We start from the raw sequence: 19,905 nt of genomic DNA, 5'->3' as shown, positions 1-19,905 counted from the left end.
CGGAGTTCGGTTCGTCTCCGCCCGGTGACCGGCAGGTGCCGGCCCGGAGACGAGCCCGATCCCGCCTGCCGCCGCGACAGCGGGTGCACCGACCGTCGTGTACCGAACTCCTCCGATCCGGGTCCGAAACCGCCGAAACCGGCCTGCCCAGCCCGCACACGGACGGAATCGAGGAGTTCGGCCCGCCTCGACCCCGCGACCGGCCGGCATCCGGCCGTCGGGCGACCGGTCACAGCCCGTGCCGCGCACGTACCGCGGCGATGGCGGACAGCCCGCGCTCCGTCGACGCCGGGTCCGATCCCGACCCGGGTCCCGTCTGCGCGGCGAGGGCGTCGAGTTGGCGGGTCAGCGCGGCGCGGACCGCGGCATCCGTACTGAGCGTGGCGATCTCGTCGACCGCCTGCACGAACCGCGCGACCACGGCCGGATGTTCCCCGCCGTAGTGGCGCACCGGGCTCAGAGCCGCGTCGACCTGCTCATCGGCGCCGGGTGAGACCGTGAGCACGCGTGGTGCCCCGTCTTCCCCGGCCAGCACGCGCGGGAACACGGGCATGTCGACGACGCGCGTCACGATCGCGCTCAGATGCCCGAGCGCGTGGACGGCCGTGGTCGGATCGTTCACGCCGGGCGACAGCGCCCGCAGTCCGATGTCGACGATCTGTTCGACCCCGTAGTCGATGTCTTCGGAGGCGGTCCGCTCGTACCCGATCCCGTACGCCGCGCGGATCGCGTCATCGATCTCGGCCTGCCGCTCCCCCGCGCGGCGCTCGGAACCCGGGGTGGAATGGGGTTGGACATCCCACCATGCCGCGAGCGGCATCCCCGCCACGATGTTCGCGCCGACGCGCACGCGTTCCTCGATGACGAGGTCGTGATCGCTCGCGATCTCGACGAGACGCGCGTGACCGTGCGCGGTGACGAATCCGCTCGATGTCGATTTCGTGAGGTGCGACGCGTCGGGACGGATGCCGGGCTCTCGCGCGCCCTGCGCCGCGCGATTGCGGGCCGAGACCCGGTCGATGGTGCGGTCGGTGTCGGCGTGGATGTCTTTGAGCATCGTCTCGACCCGCAGCTGCGCGGCGAGGTGCGCGAGGAAGAAGACGAGGGTGCCGACGCTCACGAGCGTCAAGACGAATGCGAGGGTGACCGAGATGCGTGGGACGAATTCCGGGATCTGCTCGGTATCGGACCGCACCGACCGGAGGACCGTGAGGGAGTAGGCGAAGGTTCCGAGGAAGGCGGCGAGCGTCCAGTGCACCTGGCGATCGCGGGCGAAGAGGCGCAGGACACGAGGAGACGCCTGACTGCTGGCGAGCTGCAGTGCCACCACGGTGAGTGAGAACGTCAGCGACGTCACGGTGATCAGCGACCCGGCGATCGAGGACAGGACGGTGCGGGCCGTCTCCGCGCCGCCGTTGAAGACGAGCGAGTCGACGGTGTCGGGGAGGGATTCGTCGACGACGATGTCGAGCTGCGGCATCACGATGCCGACGAGGACCGCGAGCACGACGACGGTGAACGGCACCGGCCACAGCCGAGACTCGATCGACTCGTTCACCCGCGCCCACCACCCCCGTCGCCGCGCGTCGGTTCCGGAAGTGGCGCGGGTGGAGGAGCTCATGGCTCGATCCTCTCCCGGGCCGTCGACGGATGCCGGACCCTTGCGGACCGGTGATGCGAGGGGTAGCGGGCGGCGGGGGCCGGTCCGTAGGGCCGGGCGGCCGGCGGGGGCCGGGGCCGGCGCGGGCGGCGGGTTGGCGCCGGTCGGCGTACCGGACTCCTCAGATTCGAGCGTCCCCGCACGGAGACGGGCATGTCCGGCGGTGGTCGCCCCGAAAAGGAGGAGTTCGGTACGCGCGCACACCGATATCGGATCGTTGAACCGCCTCGCGGCCCACGCCCCGGCATCCGGGCGTACAGTTCTCGCACGGAGGATGCCCGATCCTCCCGCTGGATACCCCTGGGGAGGGGGATCTGTGATGGACGACGTCGTCTCCGCAGTCATTTTCATCGCCGCCGCGATCGCGCTCTGGATCGCCGGAGCGGTCATCGTCGGCATCCTGATCGGCGGCATCATCCGTCGCCGAGATAGGTGACGTCCGGGCCGCTCGCCCGCGCGTCCTCACGGGACAGGTGGGCGCGGTCGCGCGGACGGAACTCCTCAGAAGCGCCGGCCGCGCGACCGAAAGACCCCGGGAAGCGACCTCGCGCCCCGAAAAGGAGGAGTTCGGTACGGCACGGCGCCCGCTCGGCACGGCGCCCGCTCGGCACGGCGCCCACTCGACACGGCGCCCACTCGACACGGCGCCCACTCGACACGGCGCCCGCCCGACACGGGCGAGACGGCCGACCGCACCGGCGATGACCCTCAGGCAAAAATGAAGCGGCCCGCGGTGGGGGGCCGCGGGCCGCTGTCCGTCCGGATGATACGAGTCGCACCCGAAGCGACGATCGAGGACGGACATGAAGAGCAGGCTGGGGTCCGTGCTCTTGGGCTCCAGCCTACGCACCGGTCATCGCCGACGTCTGTAGGCCTTTCGGGGGACAAAACGGCCCAAAGCGGTTAGAGAATGATGAGAAGGATGCCGATCGCGTTGAAGAGGGCGTGCGCGACGAGGGCTCCTCCGATGCGTCCGGTGGCGAGCGCGAGGACGCCGCACCCGATGCCGATGCCGACCGTCCCGACGAGGAGACCCGCGGGCGCGAACGGCCCGAGCGTCACCAGGTGCAGCGCGACGAACGCCGCTGTCGACACGGCCACCGCGACCACCGACGCGAGCCCGCGCCCGAGGGCGCCCGACGCGTCGACGAGGGCGCGCAGCATCAGCCCGCGGAAGAAGACCTCCTCCACCACGGGTGCCACCACCACCGCCCCGAGCACGCTGACCGCGACGACGCCCGCCGACGCGCCGAACGGACCGCCGAGGGTTCCCGTCGTCGGTTCGACCACCTCGACGGCGGCGCGCACGACGAGCGCGATGCCCACACCCAGGGCGGCGTCACTCCATCGCCACGGGCGGATGCCGAGCACCCGCGTGATCGCGCCGCGCCCTGCCCACCGCGCGGCGACGACTGCACCCGCGGTGAGCGGAACCGCGACGAAGGCGAGGGCCAAGAGCTGTCGTTCGAGATCGCCGAGTGCCCAGAACCAGCCGGCGCCGGCACCGTCCGCACCCGCACCGTCGTCGGTCCACAGCAGGAGGGCCGCGGTCAGGAGCCACGCGCCTGCCGCGACGGCGAGCGCAAACGACGGCCGGGTGTAGGCCACCCGGCCGTCGTTCGTGAGCGTGGTCACCGCGGGGTGCGCGGAGCCGACGAGGTCAGACGCGCGATGCGCGGCGACGGGCAGCCGCCGCAGCGACCGCGATACCGCCGACGCCGAGCGCGCCGACGCCGAGCCACAGGGCAGCTCCCGGGACGCCGCCGCCGGTGGCGGGCAGGCCGCCCTCGGATCCGGTGCCGCCGGAGGCCGAGCCCTCGACGACGGTGATCGCCAGCGAGTCGGTGAAGGAACCGAACTCGCCGCCGTCCTGCGTGACGGTGATCTCGTACTCGGCCGCGGTCGGCGGGGTGAAGGTCGCCGAGGTCTCACCGTTCACGACATCCTTCGTGACGGATGCCGAGCTCACCGCGGACGCGGAGACCGAGGTGAGGGTCACGCCCTGGACGACGCCGGGGCCGGTGACGGTGAAGGTGGCGGGAAAATCGTCGTTGAACGCGACGCAGTTGATCGTGGCCGACTGGCCGACGGCGACGGTTCCGGGGCTGACGGTGCAGCCGATGTCGACGGGATAGGCGTGGGCCGCGGAAGCGCCGGTCAGAACGATGGCACCGGCAACTGCGACAGCCGCGAGGGATTTCTTCATGGGGAGTTCCGTATCTTTTGGGGAGTGGTTGTGTAGCGACCCTCGGGCAGGTCTATGTCCGAGCAACCATAGCGACTCTCAGGAAAAACGCAGAATCGCCGCAGTTACAACCCGGTAACGATCGCGTGCCGCTGCCGTGACGCATGCGCGCGCATGCTTCCGGCCTCGGCGAAGAACGCCACCTCGTGCCGGGCCGAACGCTGGAACGCTTCGAGCATCGCCGCGCGCGTCGGCTCGTCCGCGCCCGCCGCGGCTCTCGTCGCGAGTGCTATCGCCCGTTCGGTGGATGCGGCGAACGCCACGTCACCGTAGGTGTCGAGCCAGGAGCGATAGGGGTGTTCGGCATGGGAGAGAGCATGCAGGCGGGTTCCGACATCCTGATACAGCCAGAAGCAGGGCAGGAGTGCCGCGATGAGCACGCCGTAGTCGCCCCGCGCGGCGACGGCGAGCAGGTGGTCGAGGTACGCGATCGTGACGGGCGCCGGGGCGACGGCATCCGCTCCCGGCGTGCGATCGAGGCGAACGCCGGCCGCGACCTCCCCCGCCATCTCCTCCCCCAGCCAGCTCGCGTGCAGCTGCATCTCGGCGGCGAGCGCCCCGTGCGCGCCCAGCGCCCAGAACGCCTGCGCCTCCTGATCGGGCGCGAGGCGGCTGGCTTCGGCGAGCACCCGCGCGTAGTCGCGGAGATACAGCGCATCCTGGGCGAGGTAGGCCGTGAACTCGTCGCGGGCGAGTGTGCCGTCACCGAGCCCGCGGACGAACGGCAGCGCATCGATCGCGGCACGCTCGGCCGCGATCGCGTCCCACCACTCCGCGCGCACCTCCGCGGCGGTCGGTCGGGTCGAGAGCCCGCCGCGCGTCCAGAGCCCCGCGAAATGGCTGACGGGGCCGTTCCCGCTCCCGACCTCGAGCTCCGCGCCGTGCCGGATGCTCTCGGCCAGCCAGCGCTTGCTTTCCGCCGTCGCCGTCGTCCAGTTCCCCGACTGCGCGACGCGGGTCGCCAGGGCCGCCGACAGCGAGCAGCCGGTGCCGTGCGTGTTCGTCGTGTCGATCCGGACGCCGGCGAACTCCACCACGTCGCCGCCGGGAAGCACGAGCGCGTCCGGCATCCGCTGCCCGGCGTTCCCGTCCTCGAGGTGGCCGCCCTTGGCGAGGACCCGTACCCGGTGCCGATCCGCGACGCGCGCTGCCTGCGCGAGAACGCCGGCCCAGTCCGTCGCGACCGGTTCGCCCGCGAGGATCGCCAGCTCCGGGATGTTCGGCGTCACCAGATCGACCTGCGCCGCCAGCTCCCGGAGTGCCGTCTCGGCTTCGCGATCGAGCAGGCGGTCACCGCTCGTGGCGATCATCACCGGGTCCAGCACGACCACCGGCGGACGCACCCGGGTCAGCCACTCCTCGACCGCGCGGATGACCTCGACCGTGCCGAGCATCCCGATCTTGACCGCGTCGATCGCGACGTCGTCCGAGACGGCATCCAATTGCTCCGTGAGGAATTCCACCGGCGGCATATGCACCGACCGCACACCGCGCGTGTTCTGCGCGACGAGCGCCGTGACGGCCGCCATGCCGTAGCCGCCGTTCGCCGCGATGCTCTTCAGGTCGGCGTGGATGCCCGCACCGCCGGTCGGATCCGTGCCGGCGATACTGAGCACCCGGGGTACAGCCCGGGGTCCGGCGCGAGGGGTATCGCGCATCCCCGCCTCGCGTCCGCCCGCCCCGCTCATCCGCCGACCTCCCACGCGCGACGCAGCTCTCGGGCAGCGGATGCCGGGTCCGCCGCCGCGCACACCGCCGACACCACCGCGGCACCGGCAGCGCCCGCCGATCGCAGCTGCGGCAGGTCGGCAGCGGTGACGCCCCCGATCGCGACGGACGGCACCGCGACGGATGCCGCGAGCTCGGCGAACCGCGCATGCCCGAGCGGTGCGGGGGCATCCTTCTTCGTCTGCGTGGCGTGAAGGGCGCCGATGCCGACGTAGTCGATGCGCGCGGGACTCGAGGCGGCGTCGGCGAGCTGCGCCGGCGTCGCGGCGCTGAGTCCGAGCACGGCGTCGCCGCCGATCAACTCGCGCACGACCGGCGCGGGCAGGTCGGACTGGCCGACGTGCACGCCGTGCGCGCGGCCTGCGAATCCACTCGGGAAGGCGCGGCGCGCGGCGAGATAGACGTCGACGCGGTCGTTGACGAGCAGCGCGACCTCGTCGGGCAGCGCCTCGGCCAGACGGACGACGGTGTCGAGGAACGCCGCCGCCGCGGCATCCTTCTCCCGCACCTGCACCGCGGTGACCCCGCCCCGCGCGGCGGCGACGGCGAGGTCGACGAGGTCGTGTCCGGCATCCGTCGCCTGGCGCGTGTCGGTGACGAGGTAGACGGACAGGTCGAGACGGGTCACGCGCCCGCCTCCCCGGTCGCGTCGGTCGAGATGACCGCAGAGCGCCGCAGGGCATCGCCGTCGACCTCGGCGAGCGCGTCGAGGAAGCCCACCGCGAAGCTGCCGGGACCGCCCGCCCGCGCGGCCGCGCGCTGCGCGGCGACCGTGTACACCGTGATCGCGGCGACCGTGGTCGCAAGGCGGTCGTCGTCGACGGCGGCGAATGCGGCCATCACCGCGCCGAGGGCGCAGCCGCCGCCGGTGACCTGCGTCAGCAGCGGGGTGCCGTTGGAGATCCGGACGCTCTCGCGTCCGTCGGTCACGAGGTCGACCGGCCCCGAGACCGCGACGACGCCACCCGTCTGCGCGGCGAGGGCGCGGGCGTGCGGCTCGGCCGCGGCGAGATCGTCGGCGGCGTCGACGCCCCGTCCGCCCGCACCGGTGCCCCCGACCGCGATGATCTCGGAGGCGTTCCCGCGGATGATCGTCGGCCCGGCATCCCGCAGCTCGAAGCCGAGCGGCGTCCGGACCGGGAGCGCACCGACGGCGACCGGGTCGAGGACCCACGGGGTCCCGGCATCCGTCGCCGATGCCACCGCCTCGCGCATCGCGGTGCGCTGCTCGGCGGTGGGGGTCCCGAGGTTCACGAGCAGCCCCGAGGCGATGCCCGCGAAGGGTCCGGCCTCGTCGGGGATGTCGACCATCGCGGCCGACGCCCCGAGGGCGAGCAGGGCGTTGGCGGTGAAGTTCACCACGACGCTGTTGGTGATGCAGTGCACGAGCGGCGCGGACTCCCGCACCGCCTCGAGCGCATCGACGGAGAATTCGAGCAGGTGCTGTGGCGTGCGCGTCATGCGCGACATCCCTTCGCTAGTACGAACTAGATCAGGTTCGACGGGTGTTCTCTCAGCCCCGCGGGGCACCCCGTGTCACGTGTTGCGCTCCACCCTACCGAGGCTTCGGATGCCGGGGCCCGGCGGGGCGGGACGGCGCCGCAACGCGGTGAAGAACGCGGGAGATTCGGCCGTGCCGGCGGCGTGTCACGGCCGGAAGCGTCGATTTCTCCCCGGGGTTTCACGAGGTCCGGCCCAGACCACCCCCGACTGGCATCCTCTACGGCGCGCCGAGGCGGCCGATGCCGTCGCGCCATCCTCGGCCGTCTCCTGTCAAGAACGCGGGATGCCCGGGCCCCGGCACCCAGCCGCACGCCCCGAAGCGGCCGCTCGCCCCGCGTTCTTCACCGCGTGGACCGGCGCACGGCCCCTGGCCCCGCGGGCCCCGCCGGGTTACTCTCGCGGCATGCCCTCCGACCCGCGCCGCCCGTCGTTCTTCGCCCGCGTCCGGCAGTTCTTCTGGCCGGCGACCGAGACCTACGACACGCGCCGGACGGGCGGTGCCGAGCCCGGCATGCCGCAGCCGCACCACGACCCCGCCACCGACCAGCGCCGCAACGGCAGTATCGGCGGCCACGGCGGCTGATCGGGCAACACCCAGAGACGCACCCGCCGTGAAACCCTGGGGCGATCCGGTCACTCCAGCCCTGTTCCCGGCCCGAAATGGCCGGTTTCACCCCAGGCTTTCACGTCGACCGGAGACGACTATCACGCGGCGACGTGGGTCGAGGTCACCTCGACCCCACCGAGAAAGCGTCGCACCCGCCCGTCCGGGCTCACCACGACACCCGACGCCTCCGGGATCCGCCCCACCCAGGACAGGTCCTCGAAACCCGCCACCACGGCGGCAGTGGCGAACACGTCGGCGCGGGCGAGGCTGTCGGCGACGACCGTCGCGGACGCCACACCTGCCGCTGCAATACCCGTGCGCGGGTCGACGATGTGGGCACCCCGCTCCGCGGTTCCGGATGTCGCGACGGCACCGGTGCGCACCGGAACCGTCGCGATCACCCGCGCGGTGTCCGCGGGGTCGACGATGCCGACGTTCCATGTCCAGTCCGCGCCTGCCGCTGTGAACAGCTGCATGTCACCGCCGACGGTGAGACCCGCGGCGATCACGCTCCCCGGTCGGTCGAGCAGCGGCGCGAGCCACGCCCGTGCCGCGCGCTCGACGGCCCATCCCTTGACGAGCCCGGTCGGGTCGAACACCCCCGCGATCGCCGCGCGGAAGAGCCCTCCCGTCTCGCGCTCGGCCGCCGCGCACGCGGTGACGACCTCGGAGTAGAGCGGGTCCGCGTCGGCGACCTCGAGTTCGCCGCGGGCGATACGGCGGAGGTCGGAATCGTCTCGATACGTGGAGAAGACCCGATCCGCTCGCTGAAGTTCGGCCATGCACCCGTGGACAGCCTCGGTGAACGCGACGGGCGTGACCTCGCCGATCACGTGGATGCTCGCGGTGGTTCCCATCACCGGAGCGGCATGCACGTGCCGAGGCGTACGTCGCCACTGCCCGTTCATGACCGCGCCTGGTCGAGCGCGCTCTGCAGGGACTGGGTGTATCCGTCGCTGGTGTACGTGGCGCCGGACACCATGTCGATCTCGGCGGACTGCGCGTCGATCGTCTCGGACACGAGCACCGGGAGGGCGCGCTCGTTGATCTGACGGTCGCGCGAGTTCCCAGACGGATACTGCGGCACCTGCACGTCGGTGATCTGCCCACCCGCCACCGTGATCTGCACCTGGACCGGGCCGTAGCGTGTGCTCCCCGCGGTGCCGGTGAAGGTGCCGTCCGTGAGCCCCGTGCTCGCGGCCGCGGATGCCGCATCCGTCGCACCCGCCCCCGCATCGGTCGCACCCGTCGCGGCCCCCGACTCCGTCGCGGCCGCAGACCCTGAGGCCGTCCCGTCCGATCCGGGCGTCGCCGCCGTGGCGTCCGCTGCTGCGGACGTACTCGCGGTGTCGAGCGCGGCGGCCGGTGCTTCGACGTGGGACGTGCGGTACCCGAAGAGCAGCACGAGGCCGCTCAGGGTGACCAGGACGCTGTAGATGATCTTCTTCATGACGAGCTCCAGATGTCGATCCGGCGGCGTTCGGATGCCGGTCAGATGCTGAACGATTCGGTGTGGATGCGCGCCCGCGGAACGCCCGCGGCGCGGAGGTCGGCGACGACGGCGTCCATCCACGCGGGCGGTCCGCAGACGTAGGCGTCGTAGTGCTGCAGGTCGGGTGCGAGGTGGCGCAGCGCCTCACGCCCGCTCCACCGTGCGTGCGTGGACGGGAGCCACGTCGATCCGGATGCCGCACGACGCCCGGTCAGCGGCACGTGCCGCACTCCCCGCTCCCGCACGAGCCGCGCAGTGGCGTCGGCGCGCAGCGCTGCGCCCGTGGTGGAGTCCCGGGTGATCAGCGTCGCAGCGCCGGGCGCGTAGGTCTCCACCTCCAGCAACGACACGAGCGGAGCGACGCCTGCGCCCGCGCCGATCATCAGCAGTTTGGGGGCGGTGCGCGCCTCGCCGGTGAGGTGCCCGTAGGGTCCCTCGACGAGGACCCGCGTCCCGGGCTGCAGCCGCGCGAGTCGCGCGGTTCCGTCTCCGACGACGTGGGCCGAGATCGACAGACGTTCCCCGGTGGGAGCGGCCGACAGCGAGAACGGGTGCCCTCGGGTCCAGCCCGGTCCGTCGAGGAACCGCCAGACGAAGAACTGTCCGGCCCGCGCCCGGAGCCCATCGAGCCCGCGTCCGCGCATGTGAACCGTGACTCCTGCGTCGCCGTCGGCCTCGACATCCGTCACACGGATGCCGTGACGCACCGACCGCGCGAGCGGCAGACCGATCCGGAAGACCAGCACCGCCGCGGCGGCCGCGGCCCACAGCGTCCACCAGTACACCGTGGCCGCGGGCGACGCGGTGAAATCGGCGCCGGTCCACAGTTGGTGCGGCAGGGCGACGCCGACGCCCAGGTAGGCGTAGAGGTGCAGCAGGTGCCACGACTCGTAGCGGAGGCGGCGGCGCGCGCGGCGGATCGAGGTGACGGTGACACCGATGACGAGGAGGGTCCCGACCGTCGCGAGGAGCATGCCCGGGTAGTCCCAGACGAACTCCCACAGCTGCGCGAGCGGGCTGATTCCGGCCGCGATGGCGTACCCCGCCACCAGCAGCGCGATGTGGGCCAGCATGAGCCAGAACGACCAGAAGCCGGTGGTGCGATGGGCACGAGTGAGGGCATCGCGACCGAATCCGCGCTCGAACAACGGCACGCGGGCCATGAGCAGCACCTGATACAGCAGCAGGTTCGACGCCACGAGCCCGGCGAGGCGGCCGAGCGTGTTCAGCGCCTCCGCGCCGCCGGCCAGAACGGCGTCGATGCCTCCGCCGAGCACCCACAGCAGTGCCACAAACAGGCTGGTGCCCCAGAGGAACAGCACCGCGCCCAGGTTCCAGGCGGCGATGGTGCGGCGCCGCGCGCCGAGGGGAACGGATGCCGGCAGGGTCGGCGCCGCGGGGTCGGTCGGGGCGGTCGGGGCGAAGGTCGGCGCGGTCATGGTGTTCCTCGATCCCTACGATCCGTCGGTGTCGGCGCGGCGTCGTCGGCGTCGTAAGCCGGGCCGTCGCCGTCGCCCCGGGCGTCGTCGTCGTGGTCCCCGTACGGGCGCTCGCCGTCGTCGTGCGGTCGCTCCCCCAACCTTCCGACACCGTCGCCTGCGGGCCGGTCGGATCGCTCACCGACCGATGTCGCGGATCCGCTCGCGGCGGAGATCCCCCAGCCCCCGGCGAAGCCGACACCGAGGAGGAGCACGCTGGCCACCGACGCAGCGGTGATCAGCTGCCACCGCGGCCTCGGCGGTCGCGGCGAGGGGCTCGCAGCGGTGCCGCGGACGTTCGCGTCGCGTGCGTCGGCGGGGTCCGCGGGCAGCGGATCCTCGGGGCTCCGGGACGGCACGGTAGGGGTGTCATCGGGTGTGTATGCCATGACGACCACGGTCTCCGGCGCATCCCAAGACGACGCAAAGAAAGCCGCGCTCACAGCGAACGCAAGGGTTCGCCAGGCGGATCCCTCAGGAGCGGCTCCCGGGGTGAGCGCCGTCGCGGGTCAGCGCGCCACCGGAAGCGTCAGCAGGAACGAGGTGCCCGCGGCGGAGGTCGACTCGAGAGCGACCGATCCCCCGAAGCGGTCGGCGATGTCACGGACGAGCGCGAGGCCCAACCCGTGCCCGCCGGACTCGATCGCCCCGATATCCGCCCGCGCGAAGCGATCGAAGATGCGGGCGGGATCGATTCCGGTGATGCCCGGGCCGGAGTCGATGACGCGGATCTCGATCCCCGCATTCGTCCCGGCGGCGCGAATGCGGACCTCCGATCCGGCAGGGGCGTACTTGAGCGCGTTGTCGCCGAGAGCAGCCAGAGCGCGGACCACGGCGACGCGGTCGGCAGCCACCGCGAGGCCGTCGGCGACCTCCGCCACGAGCGCCACCCGGCGTTCCTCCGCCCGCGGGGCGAGGAGCGCCAGTGCGTCCTGGACCGCGGGAGCCAGGTCGGTGCGGGCGCCACCCGCTCCCACCTGGGCGCCGGCGGACTCGGCCGAGAGGAGCAGGTCCGAGAGGACGGCATCCATCGCCTCGGTGTCCCGGCGGAGATCGCCGAGCACCGCGCCGACGTCGCCCCCGCGCTCGGCGCGGTGCTGCGCGAGCTGCACGCGACTGGACAGGGTCGTGAGGGGTGTCCGCAGCTCGTGGCTCGCGTCGGCGACGAAGGTCCGCTGCACCTCCAGCGCCTCGGCGAGGGGCTGAGCGGCGCGGCGTGCGACGTACCAGCCGATGACGGCCAGCACGACGACGCCGATCACCCCGACCAGGATCGACAGGGGAATGGCGTCGTCGAGGTCGATCACGCGGCCGCCGCGCTCACCGTGCTCCTCGAACTCCGCGCCCGGCGGCCGCGGTTCTTCGCGCGAACTCGCGAACAGGCCCGCGACGGTCACCGTGGTGAGGATCGCCATCACTGCCGCCGAGGCCAGTCCCACCCACAGCCCGGCGCGGAGCGCGGCGCGCTGCACCCGCCGGCGATCCGCCTCGATCGCGGCATCCGTCCGCCCGGTCATCGCGGACCTGCCGCGCGATAGCCGCGAGCCCGGACCGTCTCGATGATCTCCGGCGTACTCTTGCGGCGGAGGTAGTGCACGTACGTGTCGACTGTTGCCGCGGACCCGCCGGGGAAGACCGCGTCGAGGATCTCTTCGCGCGAGAACACGTGGTCGGGGCTCGAGGAGAGCAGCTCGAGGACGGCGGTCTCGGCCGAGGTCAACGAGACCCGCAGCTCCGTCGGTGAGTAGAGGGCCTGGCTCGCGGGGGTGAACAGCCAGTCGCCGAGCTGCCGTCGATCGCCGGCGCCGCGGGCCCGGCGGAGCGCCCGGAGACGCGCTCGGAGCTCGGCGAAGTCGAACGGCTTGACGAGGTAGTCATCCGCTCCGGCATCCAGCCCCGACACCCGATCGTCTACGGACCCGAGCGCGGTGAGCATGAGGAGGGGCGTGGTGATCCGGGCGGTGCGGACCGCAGCTATCAGCTCAGTCCCCGACATCGCAGGGAGCCGCCGGTCAATCACCATGGCGTCGTATCGGCGATGGAGAGCGAGATCAAGGCCTGCCTCTGCACCCGCGGCGTGGTCGACGTCGTACTCGTCGCTGAGGACCTCGACCGCGATCTGGGCGATCTCGGGCTCGTCCTCGACGTAGAGGAGACGGGGACGCTCCGCGGCGCGGCCGGACAGGGTGGACACGTTCTCAGTATCCTCACCCCGCTGACGATCGGCTATGCGTGGGCGAGGTGAAAAACGCGGGAGATTCCGGCCGATCGGGGTGCATCCGGGCCACGGGGTGTCGATTCATCCCCGGGCTTTCACACCTATCGATCTCCAGTGGCGCTGGCGGCACCTGCGACGCCCGCCGCGGGTCTATCGTGAGCGCATGGCAGGGCATGCGGACGAACCGCACGGCGCGGGTATCGCGGGACGGTTGAACTGGCTGCGGGCTGCGGTCCTCGGAGCCAACGACGGGATCGTCTCGGTCGCGGCGATCGCCGTCGGCGTGGCCGCCGCCACGCCCGACCTCGCCGCGATCGTCCCGGCATCCTCCGCGGCGCTCGTCGGCGGTGCGATCTCGATGGCGCTCGGCGAGTACGTTTCGGTGAGCAGCCAGAGCGACAGCGAGAAGGCGCTGATCTCGAAGGAGCGCGAAGAGCTGCGGAGGATGCCCGCCGAGGAGCTCGATGAACTCACCGAGCTGTATCGCGCGCAGGGCCTGTCGGAGGCGACCGCGCGCCAGGTGGCGGTCGAGCTGACCGAGCGCGACGCGCTTCGCGCCCACCTCGCCGCCGAACTCCACATCGATCCCGACGACCTGGTGAGTCCGTGGCGGGCCGCGATGGCGTCCGCGCTCGCGTTCGTGAGCGGCGGCATCCTGCCGTTCCTGACGATCCTCCTCCCGGAGTCCGTGCGGATCCCCGTGACCTTCGCGCTCGTCATGGTCGCCCTGGCCGCCACCGGAGCCCTCGGCGCGAAACTCGGCGGCGCGCGGCCGCTGCGGGGCACGCTGCGGGTGGTGATCGGAGGGGCGATCGCTCTCGCCGCGACCTTCGCGATCGGCGCTCTGCTGAACACGGCCGGCATCGTCTAGCCGGGCCGTCATCGCCGGTCGGCCTCCCAGTCCTGGTCCCGGTCCCCGGTGCCGGTCTCGGTGAAACCCTGGGGTGATTCGGTCACTCCGGCGCCGTTCCCGGCCTGACATGGCCGGTTTCACCCCAGGGTTTCACGACAAGCGGTCGACACCGGTCGCCGAGGCAACCGGGCCGGGTCGGGTCACCGCCCACAGCGCGACTCCCGCCCCCACTCCGAGACCGAGAGCCACGAAACCGGCCACCCGCGAGAGGGTGAAGTCGAAGATCAGGCTGCAGACCCCGGCGACCAGGAGGCTGACGACGACCGTGTTGGCGATGAGGTACCGGTTGGCGATCCGGACGACGTCGACCTTCTGATGCCGCCGGAACCGCGATCGGTGCAGCACCACCGGCACGAGACCGAGGAAGGTCGCGGCGGCAGCCAGCGCCACCAGCGTCAGGTACAGCCCGAGCTGGTAGGCGTCGAGGTCCTCGAACCGCGACTGGAACGCCACCGCGAGCAGAAACCCGCTGATCAGCTGGGTTCCGGTCTGGGTCACCCGCAGTTCCTGCAGGATCTCGTTCCAGTTGCGGTCGGCCCGCTCGTTCGCCGATTCGTCGCGCCCGTCGGGCGACACGTCGTCGCTCCGCTCGCTCATGGCCGCGATCATAGCCACGCGTGCCCCGCCGGCGCCGCCCGTTCGTGTGAAAGCGCGGGGTGATTCCGGGCCTTCGCCGTCACTTCCAGAGCGAAGTGGCCGATTTCACCCCACGGTTTCACGTGAGAGGCACGTGAACCCCGGGCCACGGCCGCCCGCCGTCGCGACACCCACACCGTCGCGACACCCCGACCCCGACACCCCGCCGCCGGGCACGACGAAGCCCCCGGGTCTCCCCGGGGGCTTCGTCGAATGCGTTCCGAGAACGTCAGCTCTGGACGGCTGCCGCGCGGCGACGTGCCACGGCGGCGGCGACGGCGATGCCGCCGAGGCCGAGGGCCCCGACGCCGAGCCAGACGACCTCACCGGCGACCGAGCCACCGGTGACGGCGAGGCCGCCGCCCGAGGCCGAGCCGCCCGTTCCCGTGCCGGACGCGGCCGGGAGGGTCTCGCTGGCGACCGTGGTGCCGTCGGCGTCCACGACCGTGATCGAGTACGACGCGGTCTGCGGCGGGGTGAAGGTGGCCGAGACGGCGCCGTCCTCGCCGGCGGTCTTGGTGACCGAGGCGGAAGCGGATGCCGAAGCCGAGGCGACCGAGGCGATCACACCGGGGGTGACCCCGGGGCCGGCGACGGTGAAGGTGGTGGGGCCGGCGGGCAGGCCGACGCAGGAGATGACGGAGGGCGTGCCCGCGGTGAACGCGGCGGGCGAGACCGTGCAACCCGCTTCGGGGTCGACGGGGTAGGCGAATGCCGGGGTTGCGGAGCCGAGCGCGATGACGCCGGCAACCGCAAGAGCGGCGGCTGTCTTCTTGAGCATGGGACTCCTCTGAGTCTCGAGAGTGCTGATTGCTGGGGAGGTGTACTTCGATAATCAGTACGGTCGGGACTACGGCGGCCCACGCCCAACCTTAGCGGCAGCTGAATGCCGCCTGTGTTACATGACGGTAAACATCGCCTGAGGTCGCCGCGGCGGCCGAATCATCCTCGAAACCTCACCCGAGCTTGCCGAGCACCCGCCCGAGCTGCTCCTGGATGGCCGCCGGGTCGATGACCGGGGCCTCCCCGGCCATGACCTGTCGCGCCCAGGCTGTGCCGATGTGCCGCATGAGCCCGGCGAGCAGGTGCACGATCAGCTCGGCCTCCGCGTCGCGATCGGCGTCGCTCTCGTCCGGCCACTGGGTGCGCAGCCGCAGCCGCAGGATCTCGACCAGCTCCCCCTCGAGGCCCGACAGCCGCTCCATCTGCCGCGCCATGAGTGCCGGTGTCGTCCCGACCGCCTGGATGCGCCGCGCGAGGAACGCCGGGTCGGCCTGCACGTCCGGCGGGGCCATCGCGACGACCCCGGCGAGTCCCGCGAGCAGAGGACCGTCCGAGACGATGAACTCCCGCGCCGCCCGCTCGTCGATCGCCGGAGGCTCGGGGCCGAGGAGGGCGGCATCCTTCGTCTTGAAGTGGTTGAAGAACGTCCGCTGGCTGACACCGGCCCGCTCGCAGATCATGTCGACCGTCACCGCGTCGTAGCCGTGCGCGAGCACGAGCTCGGTCGCGGCCCGCTCGATCGCGCCGCGCTTCTCGAGCGCGTCGCGTCGCAGGCGCGGCGGTGGGGTCGACATGATCCACGAACTCCTCAGTGATCGAAGCGATCGAAGCGACCGAATCGATCGGACGTCACTCGTACCGTAGCGACTCGATCGGGTCCTGCCGGGCGGCGCGGCGCGCGGGCAGCGCTCCCGAGACGAACGCGATCGCCATGATCACCAGCACCACGGTCAGCACCGTGGTCGGCTCGAACAGCAGGATCTGGAGGCCCGGCAGGTCCGCGAGCAGCGTGCTCGCCCCGGCCGAGATCGCCGAGCCGACACCGATCGCAGCGAGCGCCCCGAGCGCGGCGCCGAGCAGCCCGATGATGACCGCCTCGAGGCTGAACAGCCCGAACACGCGGCCGTTCGACATGCCCATGGCCTTCATGAGTCCGATCTCGCGGGTGCGCTCCTGCACGCTCATCAGCAGGGTGTTGACGATGCCGAAGGATGCCGCGAGCAGCGCGATCGCCGCGAACGCGCTCAGCACCCCGATGATCCCGTTGATGACGGTCTGGATGACACCCAGCTGGTCTTCCACGGTCTGTCCGGTGAGATCGGATGCCGAAAGCTCCGCCTTCACGTCGGCGATCGTCTCGTCCGACACGGCGCCGTCGGCATCCGTCTCCAGGGTCGCGACCGCGATCGGCCACGCTCCGGGCTGGCCCGGGACGGCCTGTGCGTCGGCGATCTCGTCGACGAGCGCGGCGTTCGCGCCGGCGCCGGCGGCCAGGAGGCTCTCGCGGGCGATGCCGACGACCTCGGCCGTGGTCTCCTGCGAGGCCCGCTCGACGTCGGTGTACCCGAGGGTGACGGTGGCGCCGATGGCGTCGTCGGCCGAGTCGAATCCGAACGCCGCGACGTAGTCCTCGGGCAGGACGACCTGGGCGTCGCCGCTCTCGGCGTCGAGCTGGGCACCCGCGACGAGGTCGCTCCGCCCGATCGACGAGGTCGGGTTGACGGTCACCTCGAACCGATCCGCCGCGTCCGCCGAGCCGGACGACCCCGTCCCCGCCCCCGCCGCGATCCAGTCGACGGCGATCTGGCTGACCGCCTCGACCCGCTGGACGCCGTCGATCGCGGCGATCGCGTCGAGGTCGTCGTCGTTGAGCAGCGTGCCGGATCCGAGCGGGTTCGCCGCGCCCGCTTGCTCGCGCCCGTCGGGGTCGTACTCCGCGGGGCCGTCGCCCTCGGGCACAACGGCGGCGGGGCTCACGAGCAGGATGTCGCCCGTGCTGACGGTCGCGACCTGGCGCTCGACGTAGTCGTTGACGCCCGCGCCGAGGGCGGTGGTGAGGGTGAGGGTGAAGGCGCCGACGAAGAGGCTCAGCACTGTGAGGGTGGTCCGCAGGCGGCTGCGGAAGGCGTTGCGTCCGGCCGAGCGGACGAGGTCGGCGGTCTTCACGCGGCCACCCCCGCGGTCTGCTCGGCGACGATGCGTCCGTCGGCGATGGTGACCGACCGGTAGCAGCGCGCGGCGAGGTCGGCGTCGTGGGTGACGACGACGAGGGTGATGCCGCGGTCGCGGCGGAGGTCGAAGAGGATCTGCTCCACCTGCGCACCCGTCGCGCTGTCGAGGTTGCCGGTGGGCTCGTCGGCGAAGATCACCGAGGGTTCGCCCACGAGGGCGCGGGCGATGACGACGCGCTGTTTCTGTCCGCCCGAGAGGTCGGTGGCGCGGTTCTTCGCCTTGTCGGCGAGGCCGAGCGCGTCGAGCGCCTCCATCGTGCGCACGCGGCGCTCCTTCGCCGGCATCCCGGCGATGACGAGGGGCAGGCTCACGTTCTCGAACACGGACTGCGTGGCCGTGAGGAAGAACTGCTGGAACACGAAGCCGAACTCGGCGTTCCGCAGACGGTTGAGCTCGCGCACCGACAGGGTCGCGGCATCCGTTCCGTTCACTTCGACTCGGCCGGAGGTCGGCCGGTCGAGCAGGGCGAGCAGGTGCATGAGCGTGGACTTGCCGGATCCCGACTTTCCGACGATCGCGAGCGACTGCCCGCGTTCGACGGAGAGGTCGACGCCGCGGAGGGCGTGGAAGGCGGTGTCGCCGCGCCCGTAGGTGCGGGTGAGCGCGTGCGTCCGCAGGACGGCCGGCGGGGGTTCGGACAGGGGCATCTCGCTTCTCCTTTTCAGTGCCTGCGTCTTAAAGTGCAGTCACTGCAATATAGAGGCGCACGGATGCCGCCCGCCACCGTTTCGGGGCGCACCGACGAAACGCTGGGTATTCACACAGCGAGCGAGCGAGCGGCGGGCTCAGCCGAAGAGTGTGCCCACCAGCGCCAGCGCGACGAAGACCGCGTTGTACGTGACGTGCAGGAGCACCGCGGCCCAGATCCGGCCGGTGAGGAGCACGAGGGCTCCGCCGACGCCGGCGACGAGGACGAGCCCGACGACCGCGTCGACGCCGAGCGCGCCGGCGAGACCGTGGACGAGCACGAACGCGCCGGTCGTCACGAGCAGCGCGCCGATGCCGGCGGCGAGCTTTCCGACCGGGCGGCGGAGCACCGTGTAGAGGGCGACAAGCACGACGCCGTGGAAGAAGAACTCCTCGAGCACGGGGGCGATGAGCACCGCGCCGAAGCCGTCGACGACCAGCCAGGTCGAGGGCAGCTGCCCGTCGAAGACCGCATAGGAGGGGAATGCGGTGTCTCCCCCGCTCGCGGCGACACCGCCCTGGATGAACCGGATCATCACGCCCAGCGTGATGCCGAAGAGCAGATCGACCGGCCGGAAGCGCAGCAGCCCCGCCGGGCGCGACCGCGCGAAGCCCCACACGACCGGGACGGCGAGCGCGATCCACAGCACGACCGCCGCGAGCACGGTCGCTCCCGGCAGCACGACGCCGATCGCGGCCGAGCCGAGCAGCCCCGCGCCGAGGGAGAACAGCGCGATCGCGAGGAGGCCCTCGCGCCAGCGCGCGACGGTGGACCCGCCCTGGCGCCAGTCGTTCCGGCGCATGCGACGGCGGCGCGAGCGCGGAGCCGCGGCATCCGCCCGCTCATCGACCTCTGCGGACACGGCACCCATCTCGGCAGCATCCGCCGCAGGCACCGCCTCGGCGGTGTCGGTCTCGGTCGCCTCGGCGGTGTCGGTCTCGGTCGCCTCGCTAGTCTGGTCCGGCACGCGCCCACGCTACCCTGCCCCGGAGGCCCCGCCATGTTCGAGATCCTCACGGTGTGCACCGGCAACATCTGCCGCTCGCCGCTCGCGCAGCTGTTGCTCGACGCGCAGCTCGCCCCGCTCGGCGCCCGGGTCACCAGCGCCGGCACCCGCGGCGCCGCCGACGCGACAATGACTGCCGAGGCGATCCAGCTGGCGACGGATGCCGGCATCCCCCGCGAATCCGCGACCGCCCACCGCGCGCGCTACCTGACCGAGGCGATGACGGACGGCCCCGACCTCCTGCTGGCGATGACGCGCGAGCACCGCCGCACTCTCGCCGAGTATGCGCCGGGGCGCCTGCGCCACACCTTCACCGTGCGGGAGTTCGCGCGCCTGGCGGCGACCCTCGACGACGCCACGATCAGAGAGGCAGCGGATGCGGCGGGCCCCGAGCCCCGCGATCGGGTGCGTGCGATGGCGGCGGCCGTCGCGTCGTACCGCGGAGTGGCCGAGCCGCTCGCCGACCCCGCCGATGACGACGTCGTCGACCCGTACCGCCGGTCGTGGCAGACCTACCAGCTGTCGTCGCAGCAGCTGACGCCCGCGGTCGACGAGGTCGTCCGCGCCGTCCGCCTGGCCGTCGCCCCCGCCTGACCCCCCGAGAAGTCTCAGACCTCGAAAAGACGCCCTCACCAGGCGAAAGTTCCCGACCACGCACGCGGTCGGGAACTTTTTTGTGACGTTTTCCTCCCTGGGTGACTCCTATCCCCGAAGCG

21 protein-coding genes and 1 riboswitch are annotated in these 19,905 nt (G+C 72.2%); of the genes, 3 read left to right on the top strand and 18 right to left on the bottom strand.

Features of this window, described 5'->3' with window-relative positions; translation table 11 throughout:
• Nucleotides 1-229: 229 nt before the first annotated feature.
• From ABXJ56_RS09925 to thiM, 6 genes are all read right to left on the bottom strand, one after another.
• On the bottom strand, nucleotides 230-1,621 hold the full coding sequence (locus ABXJ56_RS09925; protein ID WP_353999508.1) for a DUF2254 domain-containing protein: 1,392 nt from the start codon (nucleotides 1,619-1,621) through the stop codon (nucleotides 230-232).
• 942 nt (nucleotides 1,622-2,563) lie between these two features.
• Nucleotides 2,564-3,295 (bottom strand): CPBP family glutamic-type intramembrane protease, encoded by a 732-nt coding sequence (locus ABXJ56_RS09920; protein ID WP_353999507.1) that lies wholly within the window; start codon nucleotides 3,293-3,295, stop codon nucleotides 2,564-2,566.
• 25 nt (nucleotides 3,296-3,320) lie between these two features.
• Nucleotides 3,321-3,866, bottom strand: coding sequence for a hypothetical protein (locus ABXJ56_RS09915; RefSeq protein ID WP_353999506.1), 546 nt, complete (start codon nucleotides 3,864-3,866; stop codon nucleotides 3,321-3,323).
• A 104-nt stretch (nucleotides 3,867-3,970) separates the two neighbouring features.
• Nucleotides 3,971-5,563: a bifunctional hydroxymethylpyrimidine kinase/phosphomethylpyrimidine kinase gene (locus tag ABXJ56_RS09910; RefSeq protein WP_435404974.1), complete on the bottom strand. Its 1,593-nt coding sequence runs from the start codon at nucleotides 5,561-5,563 to the stop codon at nucleotides 3,971-3,973.
• 26 nt (nucleotides 5,564-5,589) lie between these two features.
• Entirely contained in the window at nucleotides 5,590-6,261 is a 672-nt protein-coding gene (gene thiE / locus ABXJ56_RS09905; protein WP_353999504.1) for a thiamine phosphate synthase, read from the bottom strand.
• Nucleotides 6,258-7,094 carry a hydroxyethylthiazole kinase gene (gene thiM, locus ABXJ56_RS09900; protein WP_353999503.1) on the bottom strand — a complete coding sequence of 279 codons (837 nt, stop codon included), beginning with the start codon at nucleotides 7,092-7,094 and terminating at the stop codon, nucleotides 6,258-6,260. The genes thiE and thiM overlap by 4 nt, the downstream gene beginning before the upstream one ends.
• A riboswitch (TPP riboswitch) is annotated at nucleotides 7,086-7,177 on the bottom strand. (Overlaps the previous gene by 9 nt.)
• A gap of 362 nt (nucleotides 7,178-7,539) precedes the next feature.
• Here thiM and ABXJ56_RS09895 point away from each other — a divergent pair.
• The gene (locus tag ABXJ56_RS09895) at nucleotides 7,540-7,719 is read left to right on the top strand and encodes a hypothetical protein (protein ID WP_353999502.1); all 180 of its coding nucleotides are present in this window, start codon (nucleotides 7,540-7,542) and stop codon (nucleotides 7,717-7,719) included.
• 122 nt (nucleotides 7,720-7,841) lie between these two features.
• Here the strand turns inward: ABXJ56_RS09895 and ABXJ56_RS09890 are convergent, their stop codons facing one another.
• The 6 genes from ABXJ56_RS09890 to ABXJ56_RS09865 form a co-directional block, all read right to left on the bottom strand.
• Nucleotides 7,842-8,600 (bottom strand): FAD:protein FMN transferase, encoded by a 759-nt coding sequence (locus ABXJ56_RS09890; protein ID WP_353999501.1) that lies wholly within the window; start codon nucleotides 8,598-8,600, stop codon nucleotides 7,842-7,844.
• 47 nt (nucleotides 8,601-8,647) lie between these two features.
• Entirely contained in the window at nucleotides 8,648-9,193 is a 546-nt protein-coding gene (locus ABXJ56_RS09885; protein ID WP_353999500.1) for an FMN-binding protein, read from the bottom strand.
• 41 nt (nucleotides 9,194-9,234) lie between these two features.
• Nucleotides 9,235-10,674, bottom strand: a complete 1,440-nt coding sequence (locus ABXJ56_RS09880) for a ferredoxin reductase family protein (protein WP_353999499.1) — start codon at nucleotides 10,672-10,674, stop codon at nucleotides 9,235-9,237.
• On the bottom strand, nucleotides 10,671-11,102 hold the full coding sequence (locus tag ABXJ56_RS09875; RefSeq protein ID WP_353999498.1) for a hypothetical protein: 432 nt from the start codon (nucleotides 11,100-11,102) through the stop codon (nucleotides 10,671-10,673). Before ABXJ56_RS09875 ends, ABXJ56_RS09880 begins: the two co-directional genes overlap by 4 nt.
• Nucleotides 11,103-11,222: 120 nt before the next feature.
• Entirely contained in the window at nucleotides 11,223-12,230 is a 1,008-nt protein-coding gene (locus ABXJ56_RS09870; protein ID WP_353999497.1) for a sensor histidine kinase, read from the bottom strand.
• On the bottom strand, nucleotides 12,227-12,907 hold the full coding sequence (locus tag ABXJ56_RS09865) for a response regulator transcription factor (protein ID WP_353999496.1): 681 nt from the start codon (nucleotides 12,905-12,907) through the stop codon (nucleotides 12,227-12,229). The genes ABXJ56_RS09870 and ABXJ56_RS09865 overlap by 4 nt, the downstream gene beginning before the upstream one ends.
• Before the next feature lie 187 nt (nucleotides 12,908-13,094).
• Between ABXJ56_RS09865 and ABXJ56_RS09860 the strand changes: the two genes are divergently transcribed.
• Nucleotides 13,095-13,802, top strand: coding sequence for a VIT1/CCC1 transporter family protein (locus tag ABXJ56_RS09860; protein WP_353999495.1), 708 nt, complete (start codon nucleotides 13,095-13,097; stop codon nucleotides 13,800-13,802).
• 132 nt (nucleotides 13,803-13,934) lie between these two features.
• Here the strand turns inward: ABXJ56_RS09860 and ABXJ56_RS09855 are convergent, their stop codons facing one another.
• The 6 genes from ABXJ56_RS09855 to ABXJ56_RS09830 form a co-directional block, all read right to left on the bottom strand.
• Entirely contained in the window at nucleotides 13,935-14,441 is a 507-nt protein-coding gene (locus tag ABXJ56_RS09855; protein ID WP_353999494.1) for a DUF6328 family protein, read from the bottom strand.
• 268 nt (nucleotides 14,442-14,709) lie between these two features.
• On the bottom strand, nucleotides 14,710-15,261 hold the full coding sequence (locus tag ABXJ56_RS09850; protein ID WP_353999493.1) for a hypothetical protein: 552 nt from the start codon (nucleotides 15,259-15,261) through the stop codon (nucleotides 14,710-14,712).
• Between the two features lie 175 nt (nucleotides 15,262-15,436).
• Nucleotides 15,437-16,057 (bottom strand): TetR/AcrR family transcriptional regulator, encoded by a 621-nt coding sequence (locus ABXJ56_RS09845; RefSeq protein ID WP_353999492.1) that lies wholly within the window; start codon nucleotides 16,055-16,057, stop codon nucleotides 15,437-15,439.
• 55 nt (nucleotides 16,058-16,112) lie between these two features.
• Entirely contained in the window at nucleotides 16,113-17,429 is a 1,317-nt protein-coding gene (locus tag ABXJ56_RS09840; RefSeq protein WP_353999491.1) for an ABC transporter permease, read from the bottom strand.
• Complete coding sequence (locus ABXJ56_RS09835) at nucleotides 17,426-18,142, bottom strand: ABC transporter ATP-binding protein (RefSeq protein ID WP_353999490.1); 717 nt, start codon at nucleotides 18,140-18,142, stop codon at nucleotides 17,426-17,428. Before ABXJ56_RS09835 ends, ABXJ56_RS09840 begins: the two co-directional genes overlap by 4 nt.
• A gap of 138 nt (nucleotides 18,143-18,280) precedes the next feature.
• On the bottom strand, nucleotides 18,281-19,150 hold the full coding sequence (locus ABXJ56_RS09830) for a type II CAAX endopeptidase family protein (RefSeq protein ID WP_353999489.1): 870 nt from the start codon (nucleotides 19,148-19,150) through the stop codon (nucleotides 18,281-18,283).
• A gap of 33 nt (nucleotides 19,151-19,183) precedes the next feature.
• Between ABXJ56_RS09830 and ABXJ56_RS09825 the strand changes: the two genes are divergently transcribed.
• The gene (locus tag ABXJ56_RS09825; protein ID WP_353999488.1) at nucleotides 19,184-19,783 is read left to right on the top strand and encodes a low molecular weight phosphatase family protein; all 600 of its coding nucleotides are present in this window, start codon (nucleotides 19,184-19,186) and stop codon (nucleotides 19,781-19,783) included.
• The last annotated feature ends 122 nt before the right edge of the window (nucleotides 19,784-19,905 follow it).

Origin of the sequence: Microbacterium aurantiacum (genome assembly GCF_040532595.1) — a bacterium.
GTDB lineage: Bacteria > Actinomycetota > Actinomycetes > Actinomycetales > Microbacteriaceae > Microbacterium > Microbacterium chocolatum_B.
Note: the sequence above shows the minus strand (reverse complement) of the source record. Positions and strands in the feature narration are given on the sequence as shown.